Raw genomic sequence first — 21,427 nt, 5'->3', positions numbered from 1 at the left:
GCCTTGCGAGTATGTAAAATATTCCTTCTTCTTGTAATTTCTCTAATGCCCATAAATCGGTTTTAACTTAAGTCATTAATTTAATTTAATAATTTAACATGGAATTCTCCTTGCTTCGTTCAGTTCTGAAACATGAATGTTTCACCCGAGACCGTTATTACAACGTAATCAATTAGGTTATCTCTATAAGGAACTGAAATGGCTGAATCGTTTAAATACCAAGGACAAAAAGGGCAAGGCGGCGAGTTACATCAAACCGCGGGTAATGGACACCCAGCTATGACAACAGCGCAAGGTTGCCCCATTCACGACGATCAAAATTCTCTTAAAGCTGGCCAACGAGGGCCTACTGTTTTAGAAGATCACGTACTTAGAGAAAAGATTTTTCACTTCGACCACGAGCGTATTCCTGAGCGTGTGGTACATGCTAGAGGCTTTGGCGCTCACGGCTATTTTGAAACTTACGAATCATTATCAGATATTACATCAGCAGATATTTTCCAGCGTAAAGGCGAAAAAACGCCTGTATTCACACGCTTTTCTACTGTTGCGGGCAATAAAGGTTCACCCGATTTAGCGCGAGATGTGCGCGGCTTTGCCGTGAAGTTTTATACTCAGCAGGGTAACTGGGATTTGGTAGGAAACAATATCCCTGTATTTTTTATTCAAGATGCTATTAAGTTCCCAGATCTTATTCATTCTGCAAAACAAGAGCCTGACCGCGGCTTTCCTCAAGCGCAAACTGCCCATGACAACTTTTGGGACTTTACCAGTCTATCGCCAGAATCTACACACATGTTGATGTGGGCTATGTCAGATCGCGCAATACCTCGATCTTTCCGATTTATGGAAGGTTTCGGTGTGCATACCTTCAAGTTTATAAATGCAGAAGGTGAGATGAAATACGTTAAATTCCATTGGAAGCCAAAGCAAGGTTTACAGTCGGTCGTATGGAATGAAGCACTTAAAATTAATGGCGCAGATCCTGATTTTCACCGCCGAGATATGTGGAATGCCTTACAAGCAGGTGACTTCCCAGAGTGGGAATTAGGCGTTCAGGTGTTCGACCAAGATTTTGCAGACAATTTTGAATTCGATGTTTTGGATGCGACTAAACTGATCCCTGAAGAACAGGTGCCAGTGAAAATAGTAGGCAAAATGGTACTTAATAATGTGGTTGATAACTTTTTTGCAGAGACGGAACAAGTGGCGTTTTGTACCCAAAACATAGTGCCAGGTATCGACTTTACCAATGATCCTTTGTTGCAAGGCAGAAACTTTTCCTACTTAGATACGCAGTTAAAGCGGCTAGGTAGCACGAACTTTACGCAGCTTCCTATTAATGCACCCAAATGCCCAATGCGCCATTTTCAACAAGACGGCCATATGGCAATGCAAAACCCGAAAGGGCGAGCAAACTACGAACCAAATTCGTGGGATGCTGATGAAAATAACCCTCGTGCGTGCCCAGAGACGGGTTATCAATCACATGCAGAGCCTATGGAAGGCAGTAAAACACGCTACCGCTCAGAAACCTTTGCAGACCATTACAGCCAAGCACGTCAGTTTTATATTAGTCAAACTGAAACAGAGCAAAAACATATGCGTGATGCATTTGCGTTCGAACTGTCAAAAGTTGAACGGTTAGCTATTCGCGAGCGGGTAGTGTCTCATTTGCTAAATGTAGATAAAACATTAGCCGAAAGCGTTGCACAAGAGTTGGGTTTTTTAGAAATGCCTGAACCCGCTGAAGCAGCGATGCCTACCAGACAAGATTTACCGGTATCTGACGCTCTTAGTATCTTAAAAAATGCTCCTAACACTTTTAAAGGCCGTAAATTAGGCATTCTTGTGTCTGATGGAATTGATGCCGATATGCTTTCAAATGTTATCGACTCCCTAATGGCTGAAGGGGCTATGTTTGAGTTAGTGGCGCCTAAAGTAGGTGGTGTAACATGCAGCAAAGGAAAACATATTGCGGCGCATCAAAAGGTAGATGGTGGACCATCTGTGCTTTATGACGCCGTACTATTATTACTTTCAGAAGATGGCGCAACATCTTTATCGATGAAACCTGAAGCAAAAGATTTTGTTTCAGATGCGCATGCTCACCAGAAGTTTGTAGGTTACACGGCGAACGCCATGCCATTGATTAAAGCTGCAGGTTTGGGTGATGCAATGGACGATGGTTGGTTGGATATCGAATCTATCAAGCCAGATGCGTTTATCAAACAGCTTCGCGACATACGTTTTTGGGCTAGGGGTTAAGGGCGTTTTTTGGCTATTTTCCCTTTAACAAGTTTACAGTAATCGAAAGGGAATTGGCCCTAGTCTCCAACCTGAGGGGGGGCGCTTTATAGGCGTTTCCCCCTATACCCAAGCAAATTTTCTCGTGCTAAGTTTAATTTTTAATTTAGAATAGCTAAAAGGCTCGTGAGCTTTACTTTGCAAGTTGCGTAAAATGTAATTGCATTTGCGGTAAAAAGTAGCAAGGCTCTATGAAATGTATAAGAGCGCAATTTCACTATGTCTTTTATGGTGATGCACATTAACAACCATCGCGTTAATAACCATCGCGTTGCCCGAGGAAAATATGCAGTACGATACACATCAAAAGTTTTCACCTACCACACTATTTTTACACTGGACTGTTGGCTTAATCATAATTGGCATGCTGGCTTCAGGTGTCTATATGGTAGAGCAAAATGCCTATTGGGTATTTTCGTGGCATAAATCTTTTGGCTTTATTGTGCTATTCCTAGCATTAGCTAGGGTGGCATGGCGAATGAAAAATGGTTGGCCTACAGCGGCAGGGGATTACTCTGCGTTAGTACACGGCGTAGCTAAAGTGATTCATTGGGTACTTATTCTTAGCACGCTGCTAATGCCAATATCAGGGCTTATGACTTCGGTACTGGGTGGCCACGGTTTATCTGTGTTTGGATTAGAGGTATTCGCACAAAATTTCAGTGTAGAAGACCCTGAAAAAACGTTGCCAATAAACTACGAGCTTTCAAAACTCGGCGGCACTGTGCATCATTATTTAGGCTATGTATTGATTGGTGCTGTTGTACTTCACGTTGCCGGTGCGTTAAAACACCACATTATGGACAAAGACGGCACGTTACGACGTATGTTAGGCAAAAGTATTTAGTTAGTAAAATTTAAGACTAACGGCTTCGAATAGACAAAAAACCACAGTTTACTTGCTGTGGTTTTTTTATGACTTTTCTATGCTTTTGTTAAAGACCCGCTTCTCTTAACGCTTTATCCCAGTACGGTTCACCATTATATCGCTTTTTTAAAAAGTCAATAAAGGCGCGCACTTTGGGCGCTAATAAACGGTTGCTTGGATATACAGCCCACAGTGCACACTCAGCGGTTAGGGGGTAATCTTTTAAGACTTGAACCAATTGACCACTTTCAAGATATGGGTAGCTACACCAGGTGGCCGTGAGGGTTAAGCCGTTGCCACCAATGGCTGCGTCGCGTACTGCTTCACCGTTATCCATACGAATTCGCGTTTTCGGTTTTATCGATACTACGCCCTGGGGTGTGTCGAATTCCCATGTTTCCAAACCCACAAGATTTACAGCAGCATGTTGAGGTATGTCTTGCGGGGTTTTCGGCGCACCATATTTCTTAATATAGTCTGGTGACGCTACAATAATTCGCTTGTCATCAGCCAGTTTCCTAGCGTGCAAATTAGAGTCTTTTAGCACCGCGTCACGAATTGCTACATCAAACCCGCCTTCTATCAGATCTAAAATACTGTCGCTGAATCGAAAGTCGATATTTAGCTGAGGGTAAGAGGCTAAGAATTCTTCCATAGCAGGTACTAAGTGTAGGCGACCAAAAGAGGCTGGAGCGGTTACTCGCAATGTGCCCTGTGGCGTTTGTGAGCCAACCCCAACGGCGGCTTGAGCGATCTCAATACTCGATAGCACCTCTTCCGCATGAGGTAAGAATAGTTTTCCTTCATCGGTTAACGACACTTTTCGCGTGGTTCGGTGAATAAGCCGCACCCAAATTTTCTTCCAATTTATTAATGTGAGCGCTAGCCACGGCCGGTGAAACATTCAGTTCACGCCCAGCAACACTGATGTTATTGGTATTGGCGATACGTACAAAAAGCTTAAGGTGATCGATGTTCATAATGGATTATCAATAAAATCTATAAACTGTATGTGTTTATAACCTAATTATCATATGCCTGGCTAGTGTCTATTATTAGTCTCGAACTTAACGCAACGAGGCTAACTCACATGAAAGCAATGGTTATTAACGAATTTGGCGGACCTGAAGTATTTACTGCGGCTGAAATAGATGCCCCACGACTTAAAGCGGGCCACGTCATTGTGCGTATTGCAGCAACTAGCGTAAACACTGTAGACACCATGATCCGTGAAATGGGTCAAGACCTACCATTTTCCCCTAAACTTCCAGGCGGTGTTTTAGGGATGGATTTCGCCGGAACAATCGAATCTGTAGGCGAAGGCGTAGAAGACTTTAATGTAGGTGATGAAGTTTACGGTTGCGCGGGTGGATTAGCTGACTTGCAAGGTACATTAACTGAGCTCATTCTAGCGGATGTGCGTTTGATTGCGCCAAAACCTAAATCTCTATCTATGCGTGCAGCGGCAGCGCTACCTTTAGTGGGGATCACCGCTTATGAAGGATTAACCCGCGCACAAACTGCAAAAGGTCAAACCGTGTTGGTCCATGGCGGCGCTGGCGGTGTAGGTCACCTTGCTATCCAAATGGCCCGTCACTTTGGTGCAACCGTTTTTGCTACAGGTGGCTCAGATGAGCAAGCCGCGCTTATTGAGAAGCTGGGTGCTACTTATATTGATTATCGCTCAGAAAAAGTGGCTGATTATGTTGCTAAGCACACCGATGGCGCAGGTTTCGATGTGATTTATGATTCTGTGGGTGGCGGCAATTTACAGAACTCTTTTGAAGCAGCAAAACTATGCGGTCAAGTGGCGACTACTGTTTCATTGATTGAAACTGATTTGAGCCCTGTGCACTTCAGAGGTTTGAGCTTACATGTGGTATTCATGCTGATCCCTATGATCCACGACTACAAGCGTGAAAGTCATGGCGCTATATTACGCGCTATAACCGACATTGTTGATGCAGGTGCATTAACCCCAATCCTGGATAGCGAGGTGTATACCCTTGATCAAGTAAGTGATGCACATGCGCGCTTAGCAAGCGGCAAAGCCATGGGCAAAATCGTTATCGATGTAGCCTCTTAAATTTCCGAGCACAAGCTGTTGAATACGTTCTTGAACAAGCTCTTGAAATAACGACTTGTGCTAACTTTTAGATTTGTACTGTTTACTTTCCCTAAGCGCTACCCTTTGCGCACTTTTACCCTTGGTGATAGCCGTTATGCTCGCCAAGGGGCTTTTATTTTTTCTCTCGCCTTTAATTAATCGTCAATATCCTTATCTCTGTATTAAACCATAGAGCATATTTACTTATGTTCGCATGTTGCGTTGCGAGTTTTTTAGCGCTATTGGTATTTTGTACTCGCAATTGTAAACATCCCCTAAACTATCTTCACTTGCTAATCAGGAAGGAAATTTTATGAAAGTAATGCGTTTGAAAGACAACAGTGAAGGATTAGCATCACTTTACTGCGCAGACGAAGCAGAGCCAACCGTCGTCGGCAACGATGAAATTAAAGTAAGGATCCATGCTAGCTCTCTAAATTATCATGATTACAGTGTAGCGACGGGCGCTATTCCCACAGAGGGCGATCGTATTCCTATGTCTGACGGCGCTGGCGTAGTGGTAGAAGTTGGGGAAGGCGTTACACAATTTGCCCCAGGAGACCATGTGGTTTCTACCTTTTTCCCTGACTGGTTAAGTGGCGCACCTACGGTAGGTGATTTTAGTCGCACACCTGGCGACGGTATTGACGGTTATGCCAGAGAAGTCGTGGTAAAACCGCAGCAGTGGTTTACTAAAGCACCGAGCGGGTGGTCTCATGAAGAAGCGGCTACTATTACTACGGCAGGGCTGACCGCATGGCGAGCCTTGGTTGTAGAAGGCGGGTTAAAAGCTGGAGACACGGTTCTGTTGTTAGGTACGGGTGGTGTTTCTATCTATGCGCTTCAAATTGCCAAAGCAATGGGAGCGAAAGTGGCAATAACCTCAAGCTCTGATGAAAAGTTAGAGAAAGCAAAAGCCTTGGGTGCAGATTTCACGGTTAACTATAATACAGACGAAAAGTGGGGCAAAACCGTTGCCAAATGGACTGGTGGAAAAGGTGTCGATCACGTGGTTGAAGTTGGTGGGCCCGCGACATTAGGGCAATCTATTCATGCGTGTAGAGTAGGGGGCAGCATTATACTTATTGGTGTATTAACCGGTATTAAGGGTGATATTCCAACGGCTACCCTTATGCGAAAACAAATTAGGTTAACTGGCGTAATTGTGGGAAGCAACAAAGACCAGTGGGACTTTGTCAGTGCCTTGGAATGCATGAACTTTAAGCCTGTGGTTGATACTACATTTGCCCTTGAAAGGCTGTCGGATGCGTTTGCTTTTGAGGAATCGGGTAAACACTTTGGCAAAATTTGCGTGAGCATTTAAGCTAAGCATTGTGGGCAGCAACATCGCACGCTGCCCCCTTATTTAGCAAAGCAGGAATCGCTAGGGTTAACGTAAAAGTAAAAGTAAAAGGAATACCATGAGTTTGTCCCATATTATGTCTACTCGTGTGGTCAGTGTGCACATGGATGATAGCCTAGAGTTGATACAAACCTTGTTCGCTGAAACGGGGTTTCATCATTTGGTAGTCGTGCATCAGAATCAACTGCAAGGCATCATTTCAGACCGCGACGTGTTAAAGGCGACAAGCCCTTTTGCAAATACGGTTAATGAGCGTTTTCGTGATAAAGCGACACTAGAAAAGAAAGCGCACCAAATTATGACACGAAATGTGTTAACCCTTTCTGCAAGCGATTCAATTGTTAGCGCAATTTCATTATTCAATGACAACAAGATTTCCTGCATTCCTATCATTGATGAGAAGCGATGCCCGGTTGGCATTGTCTCTTGGCGAGATGTTATGCGATTTATGGAAGCGAGGGTGAATGCTAAGAAAGGTTAGAGGCTATTGGTAGAAGTTGTGAAAACCATATAATCAGCGATGCTAACATCAATAAAAAAGGTGCGTATAAACGCACCTTTTTTGATTCTTTCCTAGTTTACAGTAAACAAACTAACTGGCTTTTCGATAGCTTACTTTGAACAAAATGCTATAGAGAACAGGCACTGCAATAAGCGTTAGAATGGTGGCAAAGGTTAGTCCGCCCATAATCGTCACTGCCATATCTGCAAAGAAGGCATCGAATAACAGTGGCGCCATACCTAAAATAGTGGTTAATGCAGCCAACGTTACAGGACGCAAACGGCTTAGCGTTGCTTCTACTATTGCCTTTTTAATTTCTAGCCCTTCTTCAATTTGTAAATCTATCTCTTCAATAAGTACGATGGCATTTTTAATCAACATGCCGAATAAACTTAAGAACCCAAGAAGTGACATAAAGCCAAATGGCATATTGGTAGACAGAAGCCCTGTCACTACACCAACTATCGCCATAGGCACCACTAACCAAATGATCAGCGGCTGACGAGCGTGTCCAAATAGCAGTACAGAAATAATGAACATCACTAAGAAACCCACAGGTAAACCTGCACCAAGCGCCGCTTGTGCATCGCTAGAGCTTTCAAACTCACCACCCCATTCAAGGGCATACCCGGCAGGAATGTCCATTGCTTCAATTTGAGGGCGAATACGGGCAAATGCTTTCGCGGCAGTTTCATTATCGCTAGGCTCAGCTTCTACTGTGATAGTACGTAATCTGTCTTTTCGGTGAATGCGCAGCTCTTCTGTCACAATATCTAAACCGCTAGATACTTGCGTAAAAGGCACGTATTGACGTTGCTGTGACGACCATACTTGGCTTTCTCGCACCGATTGAATGGCGGTATCATCAGGATGCCCCATTTTTGCCACAATACTGTAGGCATAGTCTCCATCTTGCACGCTGCCTAGACGCAATCCGCTACTGGCATATTGTACGGTTTGACTAAAGTCAGAGTGAGAAACACCAGCAATACCGGCATTGTAATTATCGTACTGGGTGTTTATGGCTACGCCTTTTTCACGCCAATTATGGCGAATATCTTTAATATTACCATCGGCCAGCATCATGCCTTTCGCTTCTTCGGCAAGGGTGCGTAAAACTTCTGCATCAGGGCCTGAGAAGCGTGCTTCAAGTTTAGCGCCAGAACCTGGCCCAAATTGCATACGTTCTTGGTAGAAGTTGGCATCAAGGTCGATGTTGTCGAGCAAGCCCGAAAGCTTTTCTTGAACGGCGGGAATATTTTCTAATTCATTAACGCGTACCATGAAAAATCCATAGTTTTCATTGGCACTTTTGGGCGCGTAAGTCAGCGTAAAGCGGTCAGCACCTTGACCTATAATGGTGGTTACAGCCGTTACATTTTCTTGCGCTAAAATACGTTCTTCAGCCTCTTTAATGATTTTTTCGGTAGCCCGAATATCACGGTCTTGAGGGCCCCAATAATGCACAAAGAACAGCGGTGCGTTGGAGGGTGGGAAAAAGCCTTGTTTAACCATCCCGAAACTGCCGTAGGCTACCACGGTAATCACAAACAACACGGCCATGGTCACCCATCGTAATTTTAAAGCCCCAGTGAGGGTTTTGGTGAACCAGCGCTGCAGTAAGGTTGGTTCATCACCATCCGTTTGCTTTATGCCTTTACGGAACACTAGCTCGCCAAGCACTGGTACTAAGGTAACAGCAAGTACCCAACTCATCATTAAAGATACTAATACGACGGCAAATAAGGAATACAAGAACTCACCGGTAGCATCATCAGATAATCCAATCCCTGAGAACGCCGCGATACCTATTACTGTTGCGCCTAATAAAGGCCACTGCGTTCGTTTTACAATAAAGCTTCCTGCATCTTTGGCAGAGGCGCCGGTAGCCATTCGAAGCATCATGCCTTCGGCCACTACAATAGCGTTGTCTACCAACATTCCCATGGCAATAACCATCGCGCCAAGGGATATACGCTGAAGCTGAATGTCCATTAGCCACATGATAAGAATTGTACCAAGTACGGTAACTAACAGTACCGCGCCCACTACCACGCCAGAGCGCCAACCCATGAATAGGCACAGCGTCAGGGTCACAACGACTACCGACATTACTAGATTTGCAATAAAGCCATCGACCGACTCATCAACCACCGAGGCTTGGTCGTAAATGGGGGTAAGGGTAATCCCCACAGGAAGGGTATTCAGTAGGTGGTCCACTTTGGCATTTACTCGGGTGCCTACATCAACAATGTTCACGTTAGACAGCGCTGAAACCGATACAGTTAAAGCTTCTTCACCGTTATAACGAATGAGCTGGGACTGAATATCAGCAGGCTCTAACTTGAGGGTGGCGACATCGGAAACGCGAATAGAGCGATTTGTACCGGGAATAACTAACGAAAGGTTAGATATTTCTTTTATTTTATCTGGTGCCCGTTCTACGATTAACCGTACATTCTTTTCGTCTACCAACACTCTGCCGCCGTTAAAAGGGCGTAAGTTATCTTCAAACAGTGAAGTTAGATCAGGAAAGGATATACCCAATCCGGCAAGCTGATAAGGATTCACGTAGGCAACTATTTGTTCGGTTTGTACACCACTTACAGTGACCTTGGCAACGCCTTCAGTCGTTAATAGGTCTCGTCGAATTAAGCGCGCAAATTCCCGTAACTCACTGGTGGTAAAGTCGGGGGCACTTAGGGCGTAATAAAGCCCGTAAACATCACCAAAATCATCAAAAACCACTGGGTCTTGTGCGCCGGTGGGCAAGGATGTGGCGGCATCTCGTAAGCGCTTCCTAAGTTCATCCCAAATTTGAGGAAGTTCAGTACTGTCATAGTTGCTTTTAACTTCAACAGTAATTTCAGACAAGGCTGGCGAAGAAGTTGAGGTCAGCTTTTTAAGTTGCGGCATTTGCTGTATAGCAATTTCTAATGGTTCGGTAATTTCCTGTTCCACTTTCTCTGCGCCAGCGCCAGCGTAGCTGGTGTAAACCTTCACCTGTTTAATCGTGAATTCGGGGTCTTCCAAACGACCAATATTGGTCATTGCAATAATACCGCCCAACAGCAGTATTACTACCATTAGCCATACATTTACAGGTTTATCAATTGAATAACGAGCGATATCCATAACTTACTTTTCTCCCTCGTAAGGAAGCACCTTCATGTCTGCTCGCATTTTAGTTGCGCCTGCTGCAACCACCTTTTCACCCAGCGCTAATGAACCACTTAGTACTGCGAAATCTTCGTGAATGTGTTCAACAGTAACGCTAACTTTGTTCACTAATTTGCTGCTTTCGTTATATACCCAAACCCCAAAGCCTGAGGCTTTGTCACCCACTAACGATTGCACTGGAACAACGACACCGTCAGGAAATGGTGAACCTTGTAAGCTCACTTTCACAACCGCGCGAGCGCCTGGCGTAAGAGGTAAATCTGCACGTGGCTCCATAGCAAAAACGACTTCATAAGTTTGCGAGACAGGGTCGGGCTGAGTGTTGTGCTCTACATAATTAACTGGATACCACTGTGTTTCTTCTGTCGTTAACGATGCACTAGCTTGCTCTATTCCACGATTAAGGTTCGCGGTGAGTAGCCTTTCAGGCACGTTAATATTGAAGTAAATTTTAGAGACATCTTGTAACCGAGCAATAGGCGTTCCTGCGGCTACAAAGCTATTATTTTCAACAAGACGCTGAGACACCTTGGCATCGAAAGGGGCATATAATTGGGTGTAACTTAAATCCTGCTTTGCCGTTTTTAGTTCTATTTCAGCTAATTCGTAGGTGGTCTTTGCCGTATCAAGAGTACTCTGCGCAACCAGTTTCTGCGCATACATTTTTTCAATACGATCTAATTCGCGTTTAGACTGTTCCAAGCGAGTACGTTGTTCATCAACACGGCGCTCGAAAGGCTGTCGGTCAATCGTAGCTAACAGCTTTCCTTCTTCAATGTCATTACCAGTGGTTAAATCGGTTTGTACTAACCGACCTGACACTTCAAAACTAAGATCTACCGTTTTCACTGCAGAAACCACTGCCGGAAAGGTAAATTCATCAAATGCAGGAACCGTGCTCACCTCGGCAAGTTTCACATAGCGGGGGGCTACCGTTTTATTTTGTATGTCATCCTCTGATGTACAGCCAGCAAGGGTAAGAACAGACAAGGCAGTAAACGCAACAAGGTGACGAATTCGCGAAATGGGCATAAGAATTTTTCGATCCGTATTTGTGGTGAACACAGTATAGACGACTATATTCACTATAATTAAAGTAAACTGTGCGGTGCATTTTAAAGATCATCCATTGAAAAGTAAACTGTGCAGTGTAAAATGGCTACATAATATTTTTAGACAGCAAAATTATGACTAGCACTACACGTACCCGAAGTGATGTTAAGCGAGATGCCATTATTCAAGCGGCAAAGCACGCATTTCAGGAGTTTGGCGTAAATGGAACCAGCATGGATAAATTGGCTGAGCTAGCAAACGTGTCTAAAAGAACAGTGTACAACCATTTCTCAGCGAAAGAAGAGCTGGTTATGCATCTCATTAAAGAGCAGTGGCAATCGGCCCTTGTTGATATAGGTGCGCCTTACAATCCTAAGGCGTTGTTGGCTGACCAACTTACCGATCTTATTATGGCCGACATAAACTTTATGAGCGGTGATGAGCACTTAGAGTTGGCTCGTGTAGCTATTGGCCATTTTTTTTACGAACCTAATCGTTTAAAAGACGAAGTTGCTCAACTTCAAGCCCAAGAAAAAGCCATGCATAGGTGGTTAAAAGCCGCAAAAAAAGACAACCGTATGGATTTTGATGACATTGACCAAGTGGTTGAAGAGTTGGATAGCCTTGTAAAAGGACAGTGTTTCTGGCCTCAATTGTTTAAGTTAGAAGACCCACTTACTGAAGCGCGTAAGTTGCAAATTGCAAAAGGCGTGACTGAACTGATACTTTGTCGTTATGGCGTGAACACTTAGTTCAAAGCAGATGCAATAAGGCTGCGAAGCTAATCAGCATACTAGTGAACCCCACAATATTTTCTTTCTGCGTCTTAATATTCCCACCGCTATACACCAGTGGGAATATTGTTAGACGTTAAAAAATCTTACCTAGTTGCCATACTCAATCTCAACCTCCACCTCAGAATCATTTGCACGAGATCTACGAAAGATTTTACGTTTTATCCACGAAAACGGTACGGCTAAGTCGAGCATGATTAAGTACAAGCAAGGCACTAAAATTAATGTGACCAGTGTGGCGTAAAGTACGGCAAAACCGAGTGCGGCGGCCATGGGTACGACGAACGCCGCTTGTAGGCTACTTTCAAACATAATCGGCAGTACACCGGCAAAGGTAGTAATCGAAGTCAGTGTGATAGCCCTGAAGCGCGCACTGCCAGCTTCTGTTACCGCTTCTTTAACACTGTAACCTTGTGCGCGGCGTTGATTAACAAAGTCTGTCATTACTAGGGAATCATTTATCACCACACCAGCGGCGGCTATCAGACCAAAAGTAGACATCATGCTTAAATCTAGGCCGAGCCAGAAGTGACCCCATATTGCCCCAGTAAAGCTAAATGGAATAACCGACATTATGATAAGCGGTTGCCCGTAGCTTTTAAGCGGTACGGCCAGAAGAATATAGACCATAATCATCGCGGCTAAGAAAAACAATAATTGCTCACTTTGCTGCGCTTGCTGTTCTTCAATATCGCCGCCAAGTTCGGTCATCACTGATGGAAATTCTTCTTGTAACTGAGGAAGTAGTTTTTCCTTAATCTGTTCTACCACTTCGTTTGGCTCTACCGCCTCTTCATCGATATTGCCCCACACATACACGCTACGGTATCCACCTTCACGACGAATGTAACTGATGCCAGGTTTTTCTTCCAATAACGCAATGTCACCTAGCAATACGTCACGGCCTTCAGGTGTTTTGATAACGGTATATTTCAAATCAGCAAAACGCTCACGGGTAAGTTCGGGATAGCGCACCATTACCTTCACTTCTTCGCCATTACGAATAACGCGTTGTGCTTCGCCGCCATAGAAGCTAGCGCCAACTTGAGAGGCAATGTCAGAAAGGGTTAAACCTAGGTCATAGGCCACCGGCAACATAACTAATTGCACTTCTTTGCTGGCAGGATCTATGGTTGAACTAACGTCAAATAGTCCATCTTGTTGTTGAAGCATTTCAATAAACTTCAAACCTGCAGCGTTCAATGTGTTGATATCAGGGCCGAATAAGAGATAGCCAAATTCACCATCATCACCATTTCCGCCATTCACATCGTCTATCACGGTGAACGACTTCATACCGGGAATGTCCGGTATGGCTTCTCGCCAGCGCCTTGCTAACTCGAAGGTATCAATAGGGCGTTTGTCCTCGTGCACCAACGGAGTCAGAATTTGGCCTTGGGTACGCTCATTGTTGAAGGCCAGTCTGTCGCGGATCATACCGGTGCCAAACTCTTCAATAACTTGTTCTTCAACGTCTAAAATAGTTTGTTCTATCGTTTTTAACGCTGTGATGGTGGCGGTATCTGACACGTTTTCATTCATTTCAATGCGAACGCTAGGAAAGTCATGAGGCACTTTCGGATTAGGCACCATTCGCACATAGTTTGCGTTGATTAGCCCGATACTAATCATCAATATCCCAAAGAATAGGAAAAACACCGCCCAACGCCACTTTAACGCGCGCTCAACGGTGCGTTTATAAGGACCGTTTACAAAGCTGTAGAATCGGGTGTTAAATTTATCCCGCCAGCTTCCTTTTTTAATCGGTGTAAAGTGTGTATGGGCAATATGTGCTGGTAGTATTAGCTTCGATTCAACTAAGCTGAACGCTAAGCAAAAGATAACCACAATTGCGATATTGTAGAAGAAGGCACCTTCAGGGCCGCTACTTAGGGTAAACGGAGCGAACACGGCAATGGTGGTCAAAACACCGAATGTAGCTGGCGTAGCAACACGCTTTGCGCCCCGTACTACGTTATCAATGCCGCCGCCTTTGCTTTCTATTTCGGTATAGGCACTTTCCCCTATGACGATGGCATCGTCTACCACAATACCTAGCACCATAATGAAAGCGAATAACGAAAGAATATTAATACTGATGCCAAATATCGGCATTAGCATAACAGCACCTAAGAAGCATACCGGTAAGCCTACCATTACCCACAAGGCCAGCTTGAAACGTAGAAATAGGGTTAGCATCAAGGCGACAAGAATGGAGCCTTGAAACAGGTTTTTAAGCATCATATCTAAGCGAGCATTCAAGTAGTAGGTCATATCTACCAATATTTCTAAGCTCACCCCATTGGGAAGGGTTTTATTTCTTTGCTCGATATAGGCTTTCACCGTGTTAGCCACGGGGATGGTATTTTGCGACTTAGTCGCACTTACCGACATGTAAATGGCGTTTTTACCATTGTATTTAAAGTATCGTTCGCCTTCGGTAAAGCCATCTTTAATTGTAGCAATGTCACCCAAAGTGACTTTGGCCCCTGCAGTGCCAATCTTAACGGGAATTTGGGCAAACTCATTTCCGCTGTAATACTGGTTTTCTACCCGAACAGAAATGATGCCTGCATTAGTACGGAGCTGACCGGCTGATATGTTAGTAGAATAGTTGCTTATTGCACGGCTAACATCGGCAATGCTAAGGCTGTATTTACGCAACATTTCTGGCTTTATTTCAATGGCAATTTCATCACTGGGTGTAGACACTTCTACTAAGGACACGTTGCCTAGTTGAAGCAGTTCATCTTCAATCTCATTGGCGATGATTTTAAGCTCTGGAAGAGGTAAATCGCCCACCAATGGCATTTCAATCACGTCTTGTTGAAACTCAATTTGCGATATATTTACCGGCTCCATTCCCGCAGGGAAGGTAGCAATACCGTCAACTCTCAGTTTAACTTTATCGAGTACATCGGTGAGTTCTTCATCGGTATCAATTTCAAGTGTTACGGTTCCAGAATCACGAAAAGCGCGGGCTACTGTTCTTTTAATCTCGGTAACGTCTTTTAGCGCCTCTTCTACTTTAATAAGAATACTTTCTTCTATTTCTTGTGGAGATGCACCAGGATATTGTGCCGACACCGTAATGTAGTTTATTTCGATGTTGGGAAACATTTGGCGCTGAATCGTAAAGTAACTGGCCAAGCCCATCAAAATGATAAATATCATTAATAGGTTCGCGGCTACGGCGTTATTGGCAAACCACGCGATAATGCCCGTTTCTGAATTTGTTTTATTCATAGTGACGCTCCTATTTCGCGGTGTCGCTGTTCGCCGCAAAACCAGCGCTGTTATCGATGACTTTTACTTCCATGCCATTTTGAGGGTATTCAGGTAAAGACATCACCACTTTGTTCGGGTTAAAAGTGCCTTGAATAAGAAAGTCGCTGCCATCTTCACGAATAACCTGAATTTTTTGCGAGACCAACTTACTTTCTTCATCTATTGTCCAAAGCGTGCGGTTGGTGACTAATTCTTGAGGAATACGGTATACATCTTCTAGCGTCTTACCTTCAAAACTTATCGTGGTATAGGTACCGAATTTCACGATAGGTTTAGTTGCATTCAGGGCGTAAGGGTCTTCAATTCTGGCTACAAAATGGGTCATTCTGGTGGCACTGTCGATAACGCCCGTGTCACGATGAATTGTCGCGGTAACTTGCGTTTTGCTTACATCGTCAAGGGTAAGTATCGCTTTTGTTCCTAGGGTGTTTTCATCTAAGAATACCCGGTCGAACCCCGCGATAGGGAAGGTGATTTCTGCCTGCTCAATATTATTGATAACCGCCGCGGTTGTGCCTTGGGTAACATAATCGCCGGTACTGATCTCTCTTGAAATAATAAGGGCATCATAAGGGGCAGCCACTTCGCAGTTATCTAAGTCGCGCTTGGCAATTTTGAGTTGAGCTTCTGCCGATTTAACCGATGCTTGTGCGCTCATAACTTGCGGCTTTCTAAGATACAAGTCGGTGACCCTTGCATCAGGCATAGATTTGGCCTCTCGAGCCGCTACATCCGCTTGAGCTTGCTCTTGTATTAATTGGGCTTGTGCGCTGGAAAGGTTAGCTTGCGCGAGTAATAGCGCTGCCTCGTAGGCATCTTTTTCAACCGAGAATAATACTTCACCTCGTCGAACCAGTCCGCCACTTACAAATTTGGGGTTCCAAGACTCGACTTCACCCGAGACCTGAGCAGCAAGGTTTGTACTTTCTAGTGGCTGCACTTCTCCATATGAAGATAATGTAATGACAGAGCTTTCGACATCAATTTGCTCGATAGTGACGGTGGGACGGGTGTCTACCGCTTCAGTTATGGCTGAATCTGAGGCAGAGGCCTCAATGCCTTTCATTATAAAATAACTTACTACCAAGATGGCAACGGGAAGTATGAATTTCATCCATTTCATAATCGGGTCTTTATTTAAAAAATTAGCTGAGAGTAGTTTAACGCCAAACTGTGTCTAAGTTATTCATCAATTGTAACTAAACGTAAGTCAATATATGTAAAGACTCAGGGAGACCAATGCTTGCATACGTAAGGGAATTAAGGGAGGGAATATCTTTGGTTGATTAGTCTAGCGACTACTTTTACGCTTGTGCTCTGTTGCGGTACATACTTTATTTCTACCGTCATTTTTTGCTTGGTATAACGCTTGGTCGGCCAAGTTTAACGCAGTAGTGAGTGTCATAGACGGCGTAATCTCGCACACCCCAAAACTTGATGTAACACGGTGCGATTTGTTATCAACCGGAATGGCATTAGCACTCAGGTTTTCTCTTATTTGTTCAGTCACCATTCTCGCATCTTGCTCATTGGTTTCTGGAAAAATAAATAAAAATTCTTCGCCGCCCCATCGTGATAGACCATCTTGAGCGCGCAAGCGACTGCTGAAAACGCTGGCAACCTTTTTTAAAACCTCGTCACCCGCATCGTGTCCGAAGGTATCATTTATAGATTTAAAGCGGTCGATATCAGCGAGCGCGATAGAAAATGGTTTTTTGTTTCTCTGCATTCTGCTGAGTTCTTGCTCAAGCTGCTGCTGCCCGCCTCTACGGTTTAAAATGGTGGTAAGGGGGTCGTATCTGGCTTGACGTTCGAACTGTTCGCTCAGGTACACGGCCGTATTGTAGCTACGTTGACGGCTATATTCATAAACTGCGGATAGGAAAGAAACCGTGATGAAAGTATAAACAATACGCGTTTTAAACTCGAAAGAATACTCTGTCGCCAATAAGGCATTATCGGGTGTAAAAAATATGACAATAATAACTGCGGCAAAACCTGTTAGCGCCATTAGCCCCCGGCGAAAACCGGTAAAAAACATGGTGACGGAGGGAACGGTAAATATCCAAAGAGGCCCCGTATTTTCACTACCACCAGTCACGACTAGTATCAGCATAAGTGACATTAGACAGGCAATTAAAACGGTAGCAGAAATGAAACTGCCTCGCTTTGCCCCTATCATTGCTTGTAGTTTATGAGATATTGCAAACAGTATGGTGGCAGAAAATAACACGCAGGTTAAGAATGTTTCTTGTGCAAACAGTGCCCGAAACCCAAGTAAAAAAGTCACGGTCATCCCAACCGCAGAGAACATGTTAACGACTCTGATTCGACGATTTAGATCGTCAGACAGAGATGCGTCGGTTCCAAGGTCTACAAACTTTTTAATGGCACTAATCATAAAAATAGGGTTATCCCTTTGTGACTTCGCTAGCGATATTTTCCGCCAAGGCATGAATAGCTTCTCGCATCACTTCGATACTTGCAGGGAATCCATCAACTGCAAGGGGGAGTGTGTACTCAAAATCCGTTGCTGACTGCGATTCGTCGATATGTTTTACAGTGTATTGACCGCTCAGAATAATATCGCCTTGCCATGTCGCGATAAAGTCGTCTATCTGTAGGGTTAAATAGTCATTAGCCTCTTTTGCATTCATATTGTGGGTAACTAACATTACACCTTGGGAGCGCAACGATGCTTTTAATGACTTAGTAATACCCTCATCAAGTGGCTCGGCCCAAAGGTGATCAGTCGCGATATGTAAACTGGTAGAGCTGGTTTGATAAACAAGGCCACGCTGTTTTAGATAGTCGGGAAGGATAATCTTATTTATTAATAAACGATGGGGGGGAGTTTCATACTCATTTGCAAAAGACGAAGTCGTTGAATGTAGCAAGTAATATTGCAGTGCGCTGCCAGATGAAGCACAGCCTACTAGTGAAGCGCCAAGAAAAGCAGCGAAAATTAATCTTGCTCTAATAACTTTGCAAACCAGCGCATTCCTATTGTTAATAAAAGTGTTCATTATTATCCTTACAGTACATAGATAGCGCTTAGCTCAGCCGCTTCTAGGTTGGCATTTACTTGCCCACGCAAACCCAGAAGCCTTATACGTATTTTAGTTCTTAGTTGACTAAGTTTCTACTTCGCTAATTTTTCGCTTTTGGTTCAATACCAGAGCTATTGCTATCAGTAAAAATTAAGCTATTCGGTGACTGATTCAGCTTTAATAACAAAGGCTGAAGATTACGCATAGTATCTTGCATAGTATCTACCGTTTCTTTGATTTCAGACTGGCTCAAGCCCCCTTCGCTGTAGTTTTTTAACAAGCTGTCTAAGCTTATCAATACTTGATTTAAGTTAGTGTTAAGCAGCTCTGTATCTACATTTTCAATAAGCAAATCAAAGTCATCACTCGCCGTTTCAACAGACTGCGCAGCCAGTTTCATATCTTCCACGGCCAATAATACGTTTGATACCATGTCACCCAAAGGCAGTTGATTTATCTTGTCTAAAATCGCATCTGCTTTTTGCGTAATTTGCGTAAACTCGTTAGATACAGTTGGGATCACTTCGTAACCGTTCAGCACCGCTATTTCATCACTGTCGTCAGGTTTTGAAACGTGCTGTAAGTCTACAAAAAGACCACCGGTGAGTACATTACCCATTCGGAGGGTAGCCCTTAAATCTTTACGAAGCCAATTGCGTATGGTTTGTTTGATGGCATTCAAGCCTTCTTCTGTGTCCGGCTGTCTGACTTTTCCAGGGTAGATGTTAATAATGACGGGGATGGGATAATCCCGTTCAAGTATGTTGCCTTCCACGGCAGGAAACGAGTTAATAGCCGTTACATTACCGATTTCAATACCTCGGTATTCAACGGGGGCGCCTACGGTAAGCCCACGAACACTTTCATCAACTAAAAGCACATACTCGGCGGTAAGCTTGTACCGTGCATTGGAGGCAGTAGCAATATCGCCGTAAATAGTAAAAAACGCGTTCTCTACCACTTGCTCACCAATTTGAACCCCTTCAGGTACACCAAAGGTAATACCGTTGGCTAACAGGGTTTCTAAACTGCCGGTTTCCATTTTTACGCCGCTTGATTCAAGCTTAAGCTTTACGCCGCTTACATCCCAAAAACGCGTATTCTCGGTAACAAGCTTATGGTAGGGGGCTTCAATAAACGCATCGTAGTACACCACACGTTCTTCAATATTAAAGACCGCATCTTCAAACTCACCGACTTTGAAGCCTTTGTAAATGATGGGGTCGCCTGGTTTATAAGCAAACTCATCATCGCTTTGCAGAATGACGTGTAATCCAGGTGTGCCAGCAGGTGTTACCGGAGGGCGCTCGAGGGCGATAAAATTGAGCTGTTCTTTACCGCTGTCATTCGCAGCCATGGCGATATAACTACCAGAGAGTAAGGTGTTTAGACCGGACACTTCTGAAAAACTAATTCGCGGGGCTACCACCCAAAATTCACTTTTATCGGTAAGTAGGTGAGATGCATTGGCATCGATGCGCGCAGTTACTAATACACCGTCCAAGTTAGGCTTAAGCGTAATTTTTTTCACTTGCCCCACATCTAAATCCCGCACTTTGATTGGGGTTTTGTTAACTTCAATGCCAGTGGCAGATTGTAACTCTATGGTGATTAGAGGCCCTTGGTTTTTCCATTGTTGATAAACCATCCAGCCACCAACCACGACTACTAATATGGGAATGATCCATATACGAGAGATTGATTTTGTGGACGTAACTTTTGCCTCTTCTGTCATGGTAGTTGTTTCCAATGCTGCCAAATTAACCGTGAATCAAATGTCATCGCGGCTATCATCGTAGTAAAGACCACCGCGCAAAACGCAAGCGCTGCGGGGCCAGGGAAAATAGAAAGTGTATTACCCATTTGAATCAATGCAACCAATACCGCGACAACGAAAACATCAATCATAGACCAGCGTCCAATTGCTTCGGTGATGCGGTAATAGCGAATGCGTAATTGTGTAGAGCCTGTTCGGCCCAGTTGAACACTTAGATTCAACCAACACAGAATGATAATTTTAGCGACTGGTACCACTACGCTGGCCACTAAAATAATAATGGCGATGGGGTAGGAGCCCCCCTCCCACAGCGTGATCACGCCGCCTATAATGGTATTTGGGGTTTCTTGACCAAAAAATTCAGTTCGCATGATAGGTAATACGTTAGCGGGGATATACAAAATAGTTGATGTAAGTAGCAGCGCCCAAGTGCGTTGTATACTGCCACTGGCTTGTTTTTCTTCTAAAGGTTTTGGCGGTGGTAAGTTGCCTTCGTGCAGCCACAACGCAAACCCTGTACTGTCAAAGTTCGACATAGAAAGAGCCATAAATGCGGTAAAACCAATAAAAGCGTAAAAAGACATACCAATAGCTACATCGGCGAGTTCGGAGACTTTTATCAAACTAACTAATGTTCCAACTAAGAATATCTCGGCCATACTCCACGGTAGCAAGGCTCTTACCCAATAAAACATTCGCTTAATAAATGGGGTTCTTGCATTGTTTAAATGTGCTAACCCAAGGGTAATAAAACCTAAAAGCACCATGCCGGGTAAAATTAACGTCGCTAATCCGGTAATAATAGCCAACGATAAATAGTCATTTTCCATTAAAACAGAAAGACCACCGGGAAGATCGATACTATGCTTCTGACCACTTGATTTAAAAGTCAAAAAGTTAAAAGGTAGGGATAGGGCCAAGAACACAAACGCACTTATTGAAAACGCCAAAAGCCGCTCGCTCGCATTTCTCTTAAATGTGAGCAAGGTATGATGGCATCGAGGGCATACTGCCCGTTCTCGATGATTCAATTCTGGCAATACAACGCGATGATGGCATTGTTCGCAAACGAGGGTTAACCTATTACCTTCAGCCATAGGGGTAAGAAAACGACTACCTTATTTTAAATGGAAACATC

At 44.0% G+C, this 21,427-nt stretch carries 14 protein-coding genes and 1 pseudogene; 6 read left to right on the top strand and 9 right to left on the bottom strand.

Features of this window, described 5'->3' with window-relative positions; translation table 11 throughout:
• Nucleotides 1-198 precede the first annotated feature (198 nt).
• Nucleotides 199-2,268 (top strand): catalase, encoded by a 2,070-nt coding sequence (locus AMBT_RS11735; RefSeq protein ID WP_013784842.1) that lies wholly within the window; start codon nt 199-201, stop codon nt 2,266-2,268.
• 325 nt (nt 2,269-2,593) lie between these two features.
• The gene (locus tag AMBT_RS11730; RefSeq protein WP_013784841.1) at nt 2,594-3,154 is read left to right on the top strand and encodes a cytochrome b; all 561 of its coding nucleotides are present in this window, start codon (nt 2,594-2,596) and stop codon (nt 3,152-3,154) included.
• 88 nt (nt 3,155-3,242) lie between these two features.
• On the opposite strand, the pseudogene AMBT_RS11725 reads toward AMBT_RS11730, so the two are convergent.
• Nucleotides 3,243-4,155: pseudogene (locus AMBT_RS11725) on the bottom strand (LysR family transcriptional regulator).
• A 110-nt stretch (nt 4,156-4,265) separates the two neighbouring features.
• Here AMBT_RS11725 and AMBT_RS11720 point away from each other — a divergent pair.
• The 3 genes from AMBT_RS11720 to AMBT_RS11710 all read left to right on the top strand — a co-directional run bounded on the left by AMBT_RS11720 (nt 4,266) and on the right by AMBT_RS11710 (nt 7,126).
• Nucleotides 4,266-5,261: a zinc-dependent alcohol dehydrogenase family protein gene (locus AMBT_RS11720; protein ID WP_013784839.1), complete on the top strand. Its 996-nt coding sequence runs from the start codon at nt 4,266-4,268 to the stop codon at nt 5,259-5,261.
• Between the two features lie 334 nt (nt 5,262-5,595).
• On the top strand, nt 5,596-6,606 hold the full coding sequence (locus AMBT_RS11715; protein ID WP_013784838.1) for a zinc-dependent alcohol dehydrogenase family protein: 1,011 nt from the start codon (nt 5,596-5,598) through the stop codon (nt 6,604-6,606).
• 97 nt (nt 6,607-6,703) lie between these two features.
• Entirely contained in the window at nt 6,704-7,126 is a 423-nt protein-coding gene (locus tag AMBT_RS11710; protein ID WP_041452560.1) for a CBS domain-containing protein, read from the top strand.
• Nucleotides 7,127-7,237: 111 nt separating this feature from the next.
• Here AMBT_RS11710 and AMBT_RS11705 read toward each other — a convergent pair whose 3' ends face one another.
• Nucleotides 7,238-10,282, bottom strand: a complete 3,045-nt coding sequence (locus tag AMBT_RS11705) for an efflux RND transporter permease subunit (protein ID WP_013784836.1) — start codon at nt 10,280-10,282, stop codon at nt 7,238-7,240.
• Between the two features lie 3 nt (nt 10,283-10,285).
• Nucleotides 10,286-11,359 (bottom strand): efflux RND transporter periplasmic adaptor subunit, encoded by a 1,074-nt coding sequence (locus AMBT_RS11700; protein WP_013784835.1) that lies wholly within the window; start codon nt 11,357-11,359, stop codon nt 10,286-10,288.
• A 155-nt stretch (nt 11,360-11,514) separates the two neighbouring features.
• Between AMBT_RS11700 and AMBT_RS11695 the strand changes: the two genes are divergently transcribed.
• Nucleotides 11,515-12,132, top strand: a complete 618-nt coding sequence (locus AMBT_RS11695; RefSeq protein WP_013784834.1) for a TetR/AcrR family transcriptional regulator — start codon at nt 11,515-11,517, stop codon at nt 12,130-12,132.
• Nucleotides 12,133-12,264: 132 nt separating this feature from the next.
• Here AMBT_RS11695 and AMBT_RS11690 read toward each other — a convergent pair whose 3' ends face one another.
• From AMBT_RS11690 to AMBT_RS11665, 6 genes are all read right to left on the bottom strand, one after another.
• On the bottom strand, nt 12,265-15,420 hold the full coding sequence (locus tag AMBT_RS11690) for an efflux RND transporter permease subunit (protein ID WP_013784833.1): 3,156 nt from the start codon (nt 15,418-15,420) through the stop codon (nt 12,265-12,267).
• Between the two features lie 10 nt (nt 15,421-15,430).
• Nucleotides 15,431-16,585 carry an efflux RND transporter periplasmic adaptor subunit gene (locus AMBT_RS11685; RefSeq protein WP_041452559.1) on the bottom strand — a complete coding sequence of 385 codons (1,155 nt, stop codon included), beginning with the start codon at nt 16,583-16,585 and terminating at the stop codon, nt 15,431-15,433.
• 168 nt (nt 16,586-16,753) lie between these two features.
• Nucleotides 16,754-17,917 (bottom strand): GGDEF domain-containing protein, encoded by a 1,164-nt coding sequence (locus tag AMBT_RS11680; RefSeq protein WP_232363136.1) that lies wholly within the window; start codon nt 17,915-17,917, stop codon nt 16,754-16,756.
• A complete protein-coding gene (locus AMBT_RS11675; RefSeq protein ID WP_013784830.1) occupies nt 17,874-18,488 on the bottom strand; it encodes a PqiC family protein in 615 nt (204 codons plus the stop codon). The genes AMBT_RS11680 and AMBT_RS11675 overlap by 44 nt, the downstream gene beginning before the upstream one ends.
• 124 nt (nt 18,489-18,612) lie before the next feature.
• Nucleotides 18,613-20,247, bottom strand: a complete 1,635-nt coding sequence (gene pqiB / locus AMBT_RS11670) for an intermembrane transport protein PqiB (protein ID WP_013784829.1) — start codon at nt 20,245-20,247, stop codon at nt 18,613-18,615.
• Nucleotides 20,244-21,239 carry a paraquat-inducible protein A gene (locus AMBT_RS11665; protein WP_013784828.1) on the bottom strand — a complete coding sequence of 332 codons (996 nt, stop codon included), beginning with the start codon at nt 21,237-21,239 and terminating at the stop codon, nt 20,244-20,246. Before AMBT_RS11665 ends, pqiB begins: the two co-directional genes overlap by 4 nt.
• Nucleotides 21,240-21,427 lie beyond the last annotated feature (188 nt).

It is taken from the genome of Alteromonas naphthalenivorans, assembly GCF_000213655.1.
Taxonomy (GTDB): Bacteria; Pseudomonadota; Gammaproteobacteria; order Enterobacterales; family Alteromonadaceae; genus Alteromonas; species Alteromonas naphthalenivorans.
This window is presented reverse-complemented; position numbering and strand designations above follow the sequence as displayed.